This is a genomic window from Sphingobium agrisoli (assembly GCF_041877245.1).
In the GTDB taxonomy this organism is placed as follows: Bacteria; Pseudomonadota; Alphaproteobacteria; order Sphingomonadales; family Sphingomonadaceae; genus Sphingobium.
Genome location: NZ_JBHDJI010000001.1, coordinates 297,528 through 310,702, shown reverse-complemented (window position 1 = coordinate 310,702; position 13,175 = coordinate 297,528). Strand labels below are relative to the sequence as shown.

General features: G+C 65.2%; 13 protein-coding genes. 5 read left to right on the top strand and 8 right to left on the bottom strand.

Annotated elements, in window-relative coordinates; all coding sequences use genetic code 11:
• Positions 1 to 17: 17 nt before the first annotated feature.
• Together otsB and ACETPF_RS01410 are read right to left on the bottom strand one after the other, a co-directional pair.
• On the bottom strand, positions 18 to 785 hold the full coding sequence (gene otsB, locus ACETPF_RS01415; protein ID WP_373932482.1) for a trehalose-phosphatase: 768 nt from the start codon (positions 783 to 785) through the stop codon (positions 18 to 20).
• A 56-nt stretch (positions 786 to 841) separates the two neighbouring features.
• Positions 842 to 1,000: a hypothetical protein gene (locus tag ACETPF_RS01410; protein WP_373932481.1), complete on the bottom strand. Its 159-nt coding sequence runs from the start codon at positions 998 to 1,000 to the stop codon at positions 842 to 844.
• Between the two features lie 115 nt (positions 1,001 to 1,115).
• On the opposite strand from ACETPF_RS01410, the gene gcvA reads away from it, so the two are divergent.
• The 3 genes from gcvA (at position 1,116) to ACETPF_RS01395 (ending at position 6,242) form a co-directional block, all read left to right on the top strand.
• Positions 1,116 to 2,036: a transcriptional regulator GcvA gene (gene gcvA / locus ACETPF_RS01405; RefSeq protein WP_373932480.1), complete on the top strand. Its 921-nt coding sequence runs from the start codon at positions 1,116 to 1,118 to the stop codon at positions 2,034 to 2,036.
• A 64-nt stretch (positions 2,037 to 2,100) separates the two neighbouring features.
• Positions 2,101 to 4,389 (top strand): DNA topoisomerase IV subunit A, encoded by a 2,289-nt coding sequence (parC, locus tag ACETPF_RS01400; RefSeq protein WP_373932479.1) that lies wholly within the window; start codon positions 2,101 to 2,103, stop codon positions 4,387 to 4,389.
• Between the two features lie 101 nt (positions 4,390 to 4,490).
• A complete protein-coding gene (locus tag ACETPF_RS01395; protein WP_373932478.1) occupies positions 4,491 to 6,242 on the top strand; it encodes a putative bifunctional diguanylate cyclase/phosphodiesterase in 1,752 nt (583 codons plus the stop codon).
• Here ACETPF_RS01395 and ACETPF_RS01390 read toward each other — a convergent pair.
• The 4 genes from ACETPF_RS01390 to ACETPF_RS01375 are packed head-to-tail and all read right to left on the bottom strand — an operon-like array spanning position 6,206 to position 9,152.
• Positions 6,206 to 7,417 carry a CCA tRNA nucleotidyltransferase gene (locus ACETPF_RS01390; protein WP_373932477.1) on the bottom strand — a complete coding sequence of 404 codons (1,212 nt, stop codon included), beginning with the start codon at positions 7,415 to 7,417 and terminating at the stop codon, positions 6,206 to 6,208. The genes ACETPF_RS01395 and ACETPF_RS01390 overlap by 37 nt on opposite strands.
• On the bottom strand, positions 7,398 to 8,009 hold the full coding sequence (locus tag ACETPF_RS01385) for a CoA pyrophosphatase (RefSeq protein ID WP_373932476.1): 612 nt from the start codon (positions 8,007 to 8,009) through the stop codon (positions 7,398 to 7,400). Before ACETPF_RS01385 ends, ACETPF_RS01390 begins: the two co-directional genes overlap by 20 nt.
• A complete protein-coding gene (locus tag ACETPF_RS01380) occupies positions 8,006 to 8,572 on the bottom strand; it encodes a DUF1285 domain-containing protein (RefSeq protein ID WP_373932475.1) in 567 nt (188 codons plus the stop codon). The genes ACETPF_RS01385 and ACETPF_RS01380 overlap by 4 nt, the downstream gene beginning before the upstream one ends.
• Before the next feature lie 43 nt (positions 8,573 to 8,615).
• Positions 8,616 to 9,152 (bottom strand): GNAT family N-acetyltransferase, encoded by a 537-nt coding sequence (locus ACETPF_RS01375; protein ID WP_373932474.1) that lies wholly within the window; start codon positions 9,150 to 9,152, stop codon positions 8,616 to 8,618.
• Between the two features lie 109 nt (positions 9,153 to 9,261).
• Between ACETPF_RS01375 and ACETPF_RS01370 the strand changes: the two genes are divergently transcribed.
• Complete coding sequence (locus ACETPF_RS01370) at positions 9,262 to 9,645, top strand: dihydroneopterin aldolase (RefSeq protein ID WP_373933039.1); 384 nt, start codon at positions 9,262 to 9,264, stop codon at positions 9,643 to 9,645.
• A 121-nt stretch (positions 9,646 to 9,766) separates the two neighbouring features.
• Here the strand turns inward: ACETPF_RS01370 and ACETPF_RS01365 are convergent, their stop codons facing one another.
• Both ACETPF_RS01365 and ACETPF_RS01360 read right to left on the bottom strand, forming a co-directional pair.
• Positions 9,767 to 10,063 carry a putative quinol monooxygenase gene (locus tag ACETPF_RS01365; protein WP_373932473.1) on the bottom strand — a complete coding sequence of 99 codons (297 nt, stop codon included), beginning with the start codon at positions 10,061 to 10,063 and terminating at the stop codon, positions 9,767 to 9,769.
• Between the two features lie 5 nt (positions 10,064 to 10,068).
• Positions 10,069 to 10,377 carry a putative quinol monooxygenase gene (locus ACETPF_RS01360; RefSeq protein ID WP_373932472.1) on the bottom strand — a complete coding sequence of 103 codons (309 nt, stop codon included), beginning with the start codon at positions 10,375 to 10,377 and terminating at the stop codon, positions 10,069 to 10,071.
• A gap of 278 nt (positions 10,378 to 10,655) precedes the next feature.
• Here ACETPF_RS01360 and ACETPF_RS01355 point away from each other — a divergent pair, with 278 nt between their 5' ends.
• Positions 10,656 to 13,127, top strand: coding sequence for a TonB-dependent receptor (locus tag ACETPF_RS01355; RefSeq protein WP_373932471.1), 2,472 nt, complete (start codon positions 10,656 to 10,658; stop codon positions 13,125 to 13,127).
• The last annotated feature ends 48 nt before the right edge of the window (positions 13,128 to 13,175 follow it).

Genomic DNA, 13,175 nt, shown 5'->3' with positions numbered 1-13,175 from the left:
AGCGGAGAGGCCGCCTGTCAGCCGAGCCGGGCAGCCCCTTCTGCAAGATAATGCCTGACCGCGGCAACCTGTTCCAAAGAAAAGGTTGCGGCGGTGGAACGAGGCGGACCGACCAATATGCCCGCGCCGCCCAGGTCGGCGGCTGCGGCGAAGCCTTCCTCGTCGGTGACGTCATCGCCGATGAAGACAGGAACGGCTTCGGTCATCAGAGGCAGCGCCATCAACGTCCGCACCGCGCTGCCCTTGTCCGCGCCGCCAGGGCGCAACTCGACGAGCATCTTGCCGCGCTGGACGACGAGGTCATGGGTCGCTGCGAGTAGATCGGCGAGTGCGGCGGCTTCACCCCCCCATTGCGGCCCGCCGCGATAGTGGAGGCCCACGCTGATCGACTTGCGTTCGACCAGAAGGCCGGGCTTGTCGGCGGCGAAGGCGTGGAATGCGGCCTCTACCTCATCGATGGCGGGCAGGCGGGCGGGACCGTCGATCCGTTCGCCAGGACGCGCAAATTCAAGGCCATGGGTGCCCGCGAGGAGAAAGTCGGCAAAGCCAAGGTCGCGCAGGGTCGCGACCGCCCGGCCGCTGACGATTGCAAGCCGGCCGCTCAGCCCATCCCGCAACGCCGCCAGCATGGCCAGCAGCGCATCATCGACATGGACGGCATCGGGCGAGTCCGCGAGCGGGGCCAGCGTGCCATCGAAGTCCAGGAACAGGGCGGCCCCCTCCAGCAGCGCCGGCGGCGGCGCGGGGAGGGGGTGGGCGGATAAAGCGGGGGCGGATTCGGACACGGGCGCAAAGTGGCGGCTGTGCCCGAAACTGCAACCCTGTTTTTGCTGCTCCGGCTTCAGGGGCGGCAGCGTTTCGCCGGGCTCCAGGGCGCAGACCATTGCTGGCGGTGAAGCACGCAGAAAGCCTGCATTGTCCGGCGCACCAGCCGGTCGATTGCGTTGCTGGTCTGCTTCCGGCCATATTGCCACAGCCGGTCGTCGATTTCGTCGCGCATGGCGTGATCCTTCTGATGGAGCGGATCGTTCCGCTGCCGTGCATATGCGCCTTTTCCGTAAGGACGGCCAACAAAAGGCTGGACGGCTTTGATAAGCTGAACTTATGATTTGGGTATGTCGTCGCTGCCCTCTCTGTCCGCCATCCGCGTGTTCGAAGCCGCCGCGCGTCGGGAAAATTTCACCGCTGCGGCGCAGGAACTGGGCATGACCCAGGCGGCGGTCAGCTATCAGGTGAAGCTGCTGGAGGAGCGGCTGGGCATCAGCCTGTTCCAGCGCGCCGGGCGCAAGGTGGCGCTGACCGACAAGGGGCGGGAGATCGCGCCGATCCTGACCCGCGCCTTCGACCAGATGCGCGACGGCTTCGCCGCGCTGACGCAGGATCATTCGGCGGTGTTGACGATCAGCTGCACCAACAGCTTCGCCCATCTGTGGCTCGCGCCGCGCATCGGCGCGTTCCAGATGCGGCATCCAAATTTGGCGGTGCGAATCCAGGCGGACGACGCCGTGGTCGATCTGGCTCGCGACGGCGTGGACCTTGCCGTCCGGGGCGGGCGAGGCGAATGGCCGGGGCTGGAGGCGCGGCTGCTGACGCACAACCGGCTGGTGCCCATGTGCAGCCCCGGCTGGCTCGATCAGCATGGGCCCCTGGCGGACGCAAAGGCACTGTACGCGCTGCCGCGCCTGTCGCCCGACGACATGTGGTGGCACGAATGGTTCGCCGCGATGGGGGTGGAGGATGATCCCGCCGTCGGGCCGCCGGGCATCGCGCTCGACAGCCAGGTGATGGAAGGGCGCGCCGCAATCGCAGGGCAGGGCGTCGCCATCCTCAACCATTTCCTCTGGAAGGCGGAAATAGAGGCGGGGTTGCTGGTCGAAGCGGTGCCATCCTATGTCCGCGAACTGGCGAGCTACTGGATCGTCTATCCCTCCCACGCCCGCAATACGCCCAAGGTGAAGGCGTTCCGCGACTGGATCTGCGCGGAATTCGCCGACGCCGTCAGCGCCGATCCCGACGGCGTTTACTTCCCGCGCTGACGAACGGCGCTGGCCCGCAGCGAAACCGTTTCCGTTTCGTGCTCCCTTTGCTAAGCCGTCAGGGATGACAGATTTCCGCGACCCGTTCGACGCCATCAAGGATCATCCGTTCGACGAGGCGCTCTCGCAGCGCTATCTCGTCTATGCGCTCTCCACGATCACGGCGCGGTCGCTGCCGGACCTGCGCGACGGGCTGAAGCCGGTGCATCGCCGCCTGCTCTGGGCGATGCGGTTGCTGCGGATGGAGCCGGGCGGCGCGAACCCCGATGTGCTGGTCGCCAATCCCGCGCGCAACACCACCGCCTACAAAAAATGTGCGCGCGTCGTGGGCGACGTCATCGGCAAATATCACCCGCATGGCGACGCCTCGGTCTATGACGCCATGGTGCGGCTGGCGCAGGATTTCTCGCTTCGCACGCCGCTGGTCGACGGGCAGGGCAATTTCGGCAATATCGACGGCGATAACGCCGCAGCGATGCGCTACACCGAGGCGCGGCTGACCCAGGCCGCGGCCGACCTGATGGCCGGGCTGGACGAGGGCACGGTCGATTTTCGCCCCACCTATAATGGCGAGGACGAGGAACCGGAGGTGTTCCCCGGCCTCTTCCCCAACCTGCTCGCCAATGGCGCAAGCGGCATCGCCGTCGGCATGGCAACCAGCATCCCGCCACATAACGTCGCTGAACTGATCGACGCCGCCAACCTGCTGATCGACGATGCCGACGCCGATCATGCCGCGCTGATGCAGGTGGTGCGCGGGCCTGACTTCCCGACGGGGGGCGTGCTGGTGGACAATGCCGCGATCATTTCCGAAGCCTATGCCACCGGGCGCGGCGCGTTCCGCACGCGGGCACGCTGGCACAAGGAGGATGGCGGGCGCGGCACCTGGGTCGCGGTCGTGACCGAAATTCCCTATCAGGTACAGAAGTCGAAGCTGATCGAGCAGATCGCGGCGCTGATCAACGACCGGAAGCTACCGATCCTGGCCGATGTGCGGGACGAGAGCGACACCGAAATCCGCATCGTCATCGAACCGCGCGCGCGCACGGTGGACGAGCAGGTGCTGATGGACAGCCTGTTCCGGCTCACCGACCTCGAAAACCGATTTCCGCTGAACCTCAACGTGCTGGACGCCAGCCATACGCCGCGCGTGCTGGGGCTGAAGCCGCTGCTGATCGAATGGCTGAAACACCAGATTGACGTGCTGGTGCGGCGCGCACAGCACCGGCTTGCGAAGATCGCCGATCGGCTGGAACTGCTCGACGGCTACATCATAGCCTATCTCAATCTTGACCGGGTGATCGAGATCATCCGCACCGAGGACGAGCCCAAGGCCGTGATGATGACCGAGTTCTCCCTGACCGACCGGCAGGCCGAGGCGATCCTCAACATGCGGTTGCGATCCTTGCGCAAGCTGGAGGAGATGGAACTGCGGCGCGAGCATGCCGATCTTCTCAAGGAGAAGGACGAGCTGGAGAAGCTGGTCGAGAGCCCGGCCCGGCAGAAGACGCGCCTCAAGAAGGATTTTGCCGCGCTTCGGAAGCGCTACGGGCCGGAAACGGACATCGGCCGCCGCCGGACGCTGGTGGAGGAAGCGGCCCCCGCGCGCGAAATTCCGCTGGAGGCGATGATCGAGCGCGAGCCGATCACGGTGATCCTTTCGGAACGCGGCTGGATCAGGGCCATGAGCGGCCACCGCGATCTCGCCGCCGCCGATACGCTCAAGTTCAAGGAAGGCGACGGGCCCCAATTCGCCTTCCACGCCTACACGACCGACAAGCTGTTGATGGCGACCGCGACGGGCCGCGTCTATACGCTCGCATCGGACAAGCTGCCGGGCGGAAGGGGCTTTGGCGATCCCGTGCGCTCTTTGGTCGACATGGACAATGAAGGCGCGGTCGTCACGCTGATGCCCGCGCGGATCGGCGGCGACTTGCTGCTCGCGTCGTCGGATGGGCGCGGATTCGTCGCGGCCGCCGCCGACCTGATCGCCGAAACCCGCAAGGGCAAGCAGGTGGTGAACGTTCGGGCCGGCGCGAAGCTCAGCGTCGTGCGGCCGGTTCCCGCGGAGGCGGACAGCATCGCGGTGATCGGCGAAAACCGCAAATTGCTGGTTTTTGCCCTGAGCGAAATGCCCAAGATGGCGCGGGGGCAGGGGGTGCAGATGCAGCGATATCGGGACGGCGGACTGTCCGACGCCATCGCCTTCCGCCTCGCCGATGGGCTCAGCTGGACGATGGGGGGCGAAAGCGGGCGGACCCGGACCGAAAGCGACATGCTGCCGTGGAAGGTGGCGCGCGGCGCGGCCGGGCGGATGCCGCCAACCGGCTTTCCCCGGGATAACCGATTTTGAAATGAGCCTCGGAAATCAGAGATTTCGCATTTTGCGCGGGTCGTGCCGATCGGTCGCGTAATGTTTCCCGAAAATTTACTCCTCCCCGATACAGCGGAGCCATGGAATCCGTTTCGGTGCGCAATTTGCCGGTAAAACCGGCTGACGCCCTCCCATTGCCGGGGACGGATGGGGGCTGCCGCGACCGCTGCATCGCGATGGAGCATTGGCTTTCCGCGTTGCCGCAACTCGCCGCGATCTTCGCGGTGGGCCGCGAGGGCATAGCGATGGTGTGCGGCAACGACCGCTATATCGCGATGGTGCAGGACGTTCGGGACAGCGCGGCGGTTGCGCGCATCTCGGCCGAGTTCGTCGAGCGGCTGACGTGCTTTTCGCGATCGGACCGTATTTCGGAGACCTTCGAAATCCGTCGCGACGGCAAGCTGGGGCCTGAATATTTCCTTTGCACCATTGGGCGATTGCCGACCGGCGCGAACGACACGCCCCTGTTCCTCTTCACTGCGACCGATCGCACGAGCGAGCGCGCAACCGAGAAGAATCTCCGTCGCGAATTGCTGTCCGACGGATTGACCGCACTGCCCAACCGTACCGGTTTTGGCGAGGAGATCGACGACCGGCTCAGGAACGCCGTGTGGCCCGACAACGCCCAGTTCGGCATCATCGCCATCGATCTCAGTCGCTTCAGCCGCGTCAACGAGTCGCTGGGGCCGATGGCGGGCGACGAACTGCTCATCACCGTGGCCAAGCGGCTCAAGTCCAGCCTGCGGCAGGGCGATGTGCTCGCCCGCATCGGCGGCAACGACTTCGCGATCTTTGCGCGCTTGAACAATGGCTTGTCGGACGCTCTTCAGATCGTGCAGCGGATCAAGGAAGCGCTGAGTTCACCTATTCGCCTCAGCGATCTGCAAATCCGGGTCGACTGCGCGATCGGCTGTGCCCTCTCGGCCAGCCTGGACGACGATCCCGAGGACGTGGTCCGCAAGGCGCAGGCGGCAGTGAAGATCGCCAAACGCAGCGGCAAGGTGGAAATCTATCGCAACGGCGTACTCAAGGAAGCGCATCGCCGCTTTTCGGTCGAAAGCCGGTTGCGCGACGCGCTGGCGCATGGCGGGCTGACGCTCGCCTATCAGCCGCTGATCCATCTCCCGACCGGCGAGGTGACCGGATTCGAGGCGCTGGCGCGGTGGAACGACGCGGAGCTCGGCGACGTGTCTCCGGTCGAGTTCATTGCGGTGGCCGAGGAAAGCGGCCTTATAACCCCGCTCGGGCGCTGGGCGGCCTATGAGGCGGCGCAGGCGCTGGCGCGGTGGGATGCGCAATTCGGCCAACCGCTTTCCGTAGGCGTCAATGTAAACCTGTCGGCGATCCAGATGGCGCGCGATGATGTCGCCTCGATGTTCGAGGAAGCGCTGCGCTATTCCGGGATAGATGGGGAGCGGCTGACCGCCGAACTCACCGAAAGCGCGATCATCGCGGATCCCGACAAGGCGCGCAAATTGCTCGTTGCGCTCAAGGATTTGAAGATGTCGGTCGCCATGGACGATTTCGGCACCGGCTTTTCCAACCTCGCCAGCCTGCACAGCCTACCGATCGATATTTTGAAGATCGACCGCAGCTTCGTCTCTTCCATGCTGGCGGACCACGACAAGGCGGTGATCGTGCGGACGATATTGTCGCTCGCCGAATCGCTGAACCTGAAAGTCACGGCCGAGGGGATCGAGACGCAGGATCTGGCCCATGCGTTGCAGCAGATGGGCTGCTGGCAGGGGCAGGGCTATCATTTCGCGCGGCCGATGTCGGAGGCCGACGCCTTTGCCTACTGGCGCGCGCGATGGAATTTCGAGACGATCTGATCGGCGATCGCGGCGACGCGGGACTCATCGGGGAAATCCTCCGCCACCCAGGCGCGCTCGACCGCCTGCAAGGCTTTTGCGACATCGGGGCCGGCAGTAAGGCCGCGCGCGATCAGGGCGCCGCCGCCGATGGGCAGTTGAGGCGGGGTCCAGCCCTCCAACCGGGCTAGGGCATCGAGTGGCTGGGCGGGATCGAGCAACAGCCTGTCGGTAGCGCCTTCGATCCCTACCCGATAGGCAAGCGCGCGGGGCGTTTCCGGCGCAAGCGCGGGCTCCAGCGCGGTCATCAGCCGCTTGCGGCTTTTATTCGACAATTTGAGCCGCGCGCCGATCTGGTCCGCCAGCGCGGGATCGGTCGGCAGCAGCGCGGCAAGGCGGCGGATCGGCGCGGGCGCGACGCCGGCCTCCGCCTCGCGTGCTATCAGCGCCTCCAGCCGGTCGATGCCGGCGCGGTCGATCTCCGGCAGCACCGGCATCAGGATCGCGCCGTCGATCATCAGGCGAAGCGCTGGGACGGGTGCGAAGACGCCGAGCAGCTTGAGCAACTCGTCGGCGATCCGCTCGCGCGACAGGGCCATCAGGCTGTTGGCGGCGGCGGCGCACGCGGCATAGGCAGCGTCGTCCAGCACATTGCCGCCATAGCGGGCAAGGAAGCGGAAATAGCGCAGGATGCGCAGATGATCCTCGGCGATGCGGGCGGAAGCATCGCCGATGAAGCGCAGCCGGCGGGCCTCCAGGTCGGTGACCCCGCCGAAATAGTCGCTGATCGCGCCGGTCAGCGGATCGGCATAAAGAGCGTTGATGGTGAAATCGCGCCGCGCGGCATCCTCGCGCCAGTCGTCCGTATAGGCGATGGTGGCGCGGCGCCCGTCGGTGCTGACGTCGCGCCGCAGCGTCGTGATCTCGACCGGGCCGTCGGGCAGGACGGCGGTGACGGTGCCATGGTCGATGCCGGTCGGCACCGCCTTGATCCCCGCCTTTTTCAGCCGGTCGAGCACATCATGCGGGTCGAGCGTGGTGGCGACATCGATATCGTTGACCGGCAGGCCAAGCAGCGCGTCGCGGACCGCGCCGCCGACGAAGCGCGCCCTGCCAGCGCCGGCTTCCAGCGCCTCAAGCAGTCCGCCAAGGCCCGGCCGGTGTCGCCATTCGGCGTCAGGCAGCGATGCGGTCATGGCCCAGGCGTCGCGACAGGTTGGCGAGGATGGCGGCGGTGATGCCCCAGATGCGGCGACCTTCCCAGACAATCTCGTAATAATGGCGAGCCGCGCCCGCGAACTCGATCTCGCGCCGGACGCGGTTGGCCGGATCGAGCGCATAGGCGAGCGGCAGTTCGAACCAGTTGGCCACTTCGCCTTCCTGCGCGCGCAGCGGCAGGTCCGGCGGGATGACGGCCAGCACCGGCACGATGTCGAACCCCGTGAAAGTATGGTAGCGATCCGTCGTGCCGACCACCTCGACATGGTTGGGCGCAAGCGCGATCTCCTCCTGCGCCTCGCGCAGCGCGCCGGCGATGGCGTCGATGTCGCCCGGATCGACCCGACCACCCGGAAAGGCGATCTGCCCGGCATGTTTGCGGAGCGTGGTCGCGCGTTCCGTGAGAATGAGTCCCGGTTCGGCGCGATCCGTGACGGCGACCAGCACGGCGGCAGGGGCAAGGTCGATCTCGCCCTGGATACGCGGGTCGACGAGGTCGGAGGGAGGCAGGAGGTCGGCGTTACGATGCCCTTCGTCCAGCGCGGCGCGCAGCCGCTGCGCCAGCGTCATTGCGCCCCGTCCAGTGCGAAGAAGGCCCCGTCGCTCCACAGTCCAACAGGCTCCCATTCTTCGTCCAGGGCGAGGTTCATCAACTCATAATAGACGCTGCGGGCAACCAGCGCCTCTAGCCCGCCGCGCACATGGAGATAGGGGTGCGGCCCGTCCGGCGTCTCGCGCAGGGTCACCGCATGGTCGGGGCCGGCGGTCACCAGATCGCCGCTGTTGAGGCGGAAAGCGAGGGTGCGGTCACGGCCAGCGCCCTCGCTCTTGAGTTCGACCGCCACGAACGGCGCGTCCTCCACCGCTATGTCGAGCTTCTCGACCGGGGTGACAAGGACATGGCGGCCGTCCGGCTCGCGCCGCAGGATCGATGAGAAAAGGCGCACCATCGTCTCGCGGCCGATCGGCGACCCCTGATGATACCAGGTGCCGTCGCGCGCGATCCGCATCTCGCTATCGCCGCAATGGGCGGGGTTCCATTGATCGACGGGCGGCAAGCGCTTTTCCTGCGCCAGCCGCGCGATGTCGGTCAGCGACAGGGTGGAAAGGTCGGGCAGCGGCTCCATCGGCATGAGGCGGAGATAGGAGCCTCGTCGCCCGAAGGCAAAGGGGTAATCAGGCGGCGACGGCGATACGCGGGGCAAGCATCCCCCTCCCGCCGACCGGGTGGCCATCAACCGACAACGCGAGCAGGCGGCGCCGTTCGAATGGGCCGGGCGCGTCCCAGCCGCCGGTTCCGTCAGCGGAAAAGCCCCAGAAGCGGCCATAATATTCGGGGTCGCCGATCATCATCAGAGGCTCGCTCGCCTGCACGCGGGCGGCCGCGACCACCGCATCCATCAGCGCGCGGCCATGGCCGCCCATCTGATGCGCCGGATCGACCGCAACCGGGCCGACCATGATGAGCGGCAAGCGGCCGCCGTCCGTTTGCGCCAGCGCAACGGGCCAGCTTTGCAGCGTGCCGATCAGCGTGCCGGCTTCATCCAGCGCGGCGAAGGAGAGGAGCGGGAGCCAGGCCATCCCTTCCCGGATGCGATAGGCGGTGCGGCCATGCCGGTCGGACCCGAAGGCAGCATCGAGCAGCCGTTCGATCGCGGCGGCAGGCTGGCTATCCAGGGGTACGATATGAGACACGACTTGCCGTTCCGCCATCTATGGCGCATGGGGCAGCGCCGAGCGGCGGGTTTTTAGCGCCCGGTCCGCGAAATGAAAGACTTTATTGGACCCGCCCGACAGCGCGGACGGGCCGAACATGGTGGCTATGCAGACGGGATTTGACGATTTTCTGACGCTGGAGGTGAACAACCTGCATGTCGACGTGCTGACCGGCATCTATTCGGAAGAGACGCATCTGCCGCAGCCGCTCCGCATATCGATTCGCGCGCGGCTGAGAATCGCGGACCATTATGATCCGGCGACGCCGCTAAGCCGATCGAAAAACTACATGGACCTCAAACACGCCGCATCGACGGCATTACCCGAGGGCGTCCACTTCACCCTGATCGAGGCGGTGGCCGACCATATCATCGACACCATCTTCCTTCAGGACGACAAGGTGAGCCATGTTGAGGTCAAGATCGTAAAACTGGCGCTGTCCGAACGGGGCGAGGAGATCGGCATCACCCTGGGGCGCGGGCGGCGTTAGACGCCCGGACAGCTGCGTCCTGCATCATGCAAACCAACGCAATGATGGCCGAACAATATGGCCGCTATCGTTCGGGTCGGCCGGGTTGCACCACGCCGCCCTTTGCGTGCCTGATACCCGATCACGGCAGCGAACGGTAGAAGCGGATCGTCATATCCTCCGCCAGGCAGGCAATGATCGGAGGCACCAGCCGGTCATGAAAGTCGATTTGCATGTGCGTTTCGAACGCCGCATCGTCGCGAAAGGTGGCGACGACTTCGAACAGGTCGGGATCATCGTCGGCCTGGAACAATTCATAGACGATCGCGCCGGGTTCCTGTTCGAACACCAGTTGCTTGAGTTCGGCCTGCAACGCGATGAGTTCGTCGCGCTTTTCGGGACGGGCGCGCAGGCGCGCGATGAAGCTCTTGCCCGGCATCGTCTTCAGCCCTCCCGCGCTTCAAGGTCGTGGAGCAGTTCGCGCGTGTAGGATCCGTCCATGCAGCCGACGATCCGTTCGATCAGTGGCTTGTTGTGCGGATAATCCATATGCGCCTGGTCGGCGGCCTCGTCGACGAAGCTCTCGAACACGGCGAACATGCCCGGGTCGCCCAGGCGGAAAAACTGGTAGTGCAGCGTGCCCGGTTCGTTCTTAGACAAATGCTCCATCTCGCGCACGAGCGCGATGAAATCCTCCTGCCGGTCATCGCGGATCCGGAATCGTGATAGAAAACTGAAGGGCATGGGGATCATTCTCCTCTCCATCCGGCCCGATTTCGCCGCGCCGCATACAAGCGCGCGACGGCCCGGGCCGGTGTTGGAAAACCATAGGCCAGATACAATTAAAAACAATCATGAATGTCTGCGATGGTCGGATTTTAGGGGGCCGCAGAGGGAATTTTTGTGACGGGGCGAGGTCATGTCCCGGCTTCAACAAAAAAACATACATGACTGATTGCCAAATGCTGCGCACATGATAATTCTCGTGACCGAACCCGCAACCAATGGCGGGGGTGCTAGGAGAGAGAGGCATGTTGATGAGGCAGCTTTACCGATCGTCGTGCTCGTTCGCGCTGATGGCCGCGATCGCCGGCGTTCCAGCCTTCGCGCAGGATGGCGCCGGCGCCGTGCCGCAGGCGACCGATACCGAGGCCACGACCGGCCTCGCCGACATCATCGTCACTGCGACCCGGCGGTCGACCGACCTGCAATCGACCCCGGTTTCGGTGTCGGCGGTCGACAGTTCGCTGATCGCGCAGGCATCGCCCCGCGACCTGGGCGAAATCGCGGCCTTCGTGCCCAATTTCTCGGCCGCGACGATCGCCAATTTCAACGCGGCCAGCTTCGCGATGCGCGGCGTAGGGCAGACGTCGATCATCGTCTATTTCGAGCCGCCCGTCGCTGTGCTCGTCGACGATTTTGTGGTTCCGTCGGTCCAGACGCAGCTGCTCGACACGTTCGACGTCGCCCAGGTCGAGGTGCTGCGCGGCCCGCAGGGCACGCTGTTCGGCAAGAATACGACCGGCGGCGTCGTCACCGTGCGGACCAAGCGGCCCGAACTCGACTATATCGGCGTCGAGGGCCGCGCCGAATATGGCGATTTTGGCCAGCGCAAGATTCAGGCGTCGGCCAATGTCCCGATCGGCTCGATCGCCGCGCTGCGGCTGGTCGGCGGCTACGAGAAATCGGACGGCTATTACAAGAATGGCGCCTGCTACGGCCCCGTCACCGGTTTTGTTCCCAACAAGTTCCAGGGACGCAGCGGCTGCCTTGGCGGTGAGACGCTGGGCGGCAAGGATGTGTGGCAGGCCCGCGCCAAGCTGCTGATCGAACCGTCGTCGGATTTGAGCGCGCTGTTCCAGTATGAATGGATCCGCGACACGTCCGATGTCGTCCCTTCGGTCAATGAGAACTATCTTTACACCGGCGCCAATCCATTCCTGACCGATCTGCTCGGCCTGACCGATCCCAATGCGCAGAGCAAGGATCCGCTCGACCGCGCCGCCTATACCGGCCGCAACGACGGCCTGCTGTTCATGGGCCTGGGCCAGCGCATCTCGGTCGACGGCATCTATGCCAATATAGAATATGACACCGGTATCGGCACGCTGACCTCCGTTTCTGGCTATCGCAAGCAGCGCTCGCGCATCCCCAACTCCTATGCCGGCGCAACGGCGGTCGCGGCCGACGGGCAGCGGCTGTCCTTCTTCGACGCCACCCGCGACGACAATCGCAAGACCTGGCAGCAGGAACTGCGCTTCGCTTCCGATTTCGAAGGGCCGTTCAACTTCGTCGCCGGCGGCTTCTACCAGCGTGACAAGATCGACTTCTGCGTCGGGCAGATCCTGGGCTTCCTCGACCTGACTTCCGGCCCGCTGCCCTTCGGCAACTGGAACGACACCCCCTACATCCTCTGCAACGCGCAGCGCGCCAAGTCGCGCGCGCTGTTCCTGGAGGGCACATTCAAGGCGACCGATCGCCTGACGATCACGGCGGGCGGCCGCTACACCTGGGACGACAAGACCTGGCTTGGCCGGCAACAGACGTTCATTCCCGCGCTCGGCGGCGGCTTCGATCCCAGCATCCGCCTGCGCGAATCGCTCGACGCCAGCGTCTATAATTACCCCGCCGGCGTCATTACCGTGTCCGACAAATGGCGCGAACCGACCTATCGCGTCAGTGTCAGCTATCAGGCGACCGATGACCTCTTCGTCTTCGGTGGCTATTCGCGCGGTTACAAGGGCGGGGGCTTCAACGATCAGATCGGCGGTTTCGCCGCGTTCGGCGCGGACCTCGACGCCTTCCGCGAGGCGGCACGCGCGACCGACCCGGAAAAGGCCGACAGCTTCGAACTCGGTATGAAGTCGCAGTTCCTCGACAACCGGCTCCGCTTCAACCTCACCGGCTTCTACGTGAAGTACAAGGATCTGCAAAAGCAGCTCAACGTGCCCATCCAGGTGAACGGACAACCCAACCAGGTGACGCTGTTCGTCAACGCGGCCAGCGCCACGGTCAAGGGGCTGGAGGCGGAACTGTCGGCAAGCCCGGTCGAGGGGCTGACGCTGCGCGGCGTGCTCGGCTATCAGGACGGGAAGTATAAGAGCTATACCGCCGCCAATGCCGGGTACGACCTGGCGTCAGCGCCGCTCGATCGCGCGCCCAAATGGCAATGGACGCTCGATGGCGTCTATTCGATCCCGATCGGCGACTATAAGCTGACCCTGAACGCCAATGCCGCCTATACCGGGCGGAACCTCAACACGCAGGCGATTGACGATCCGCTCGGCAACACCTTCCTCAACGCGCGGACGTTGGTGAACGGGTCGATCACGCTGGCGCAGGCCGACGACAAATATTATCTGCGCCTGATCGGCCGCAACCTCACCGACAAGCGCTATCGCGTCGGCGTCCAGAATGTCGCGGGCCTGTGGCTCAACTCGCAATATGGACCGCCGCGCTATTTCGGCCTCGAGGCCGGCGTCAAGCTCGGCAACAAGCTCTAGGCCAACTAGGGCGCGGCCGGACCTTCCACCGGCCGCGCCTCGTGGAGA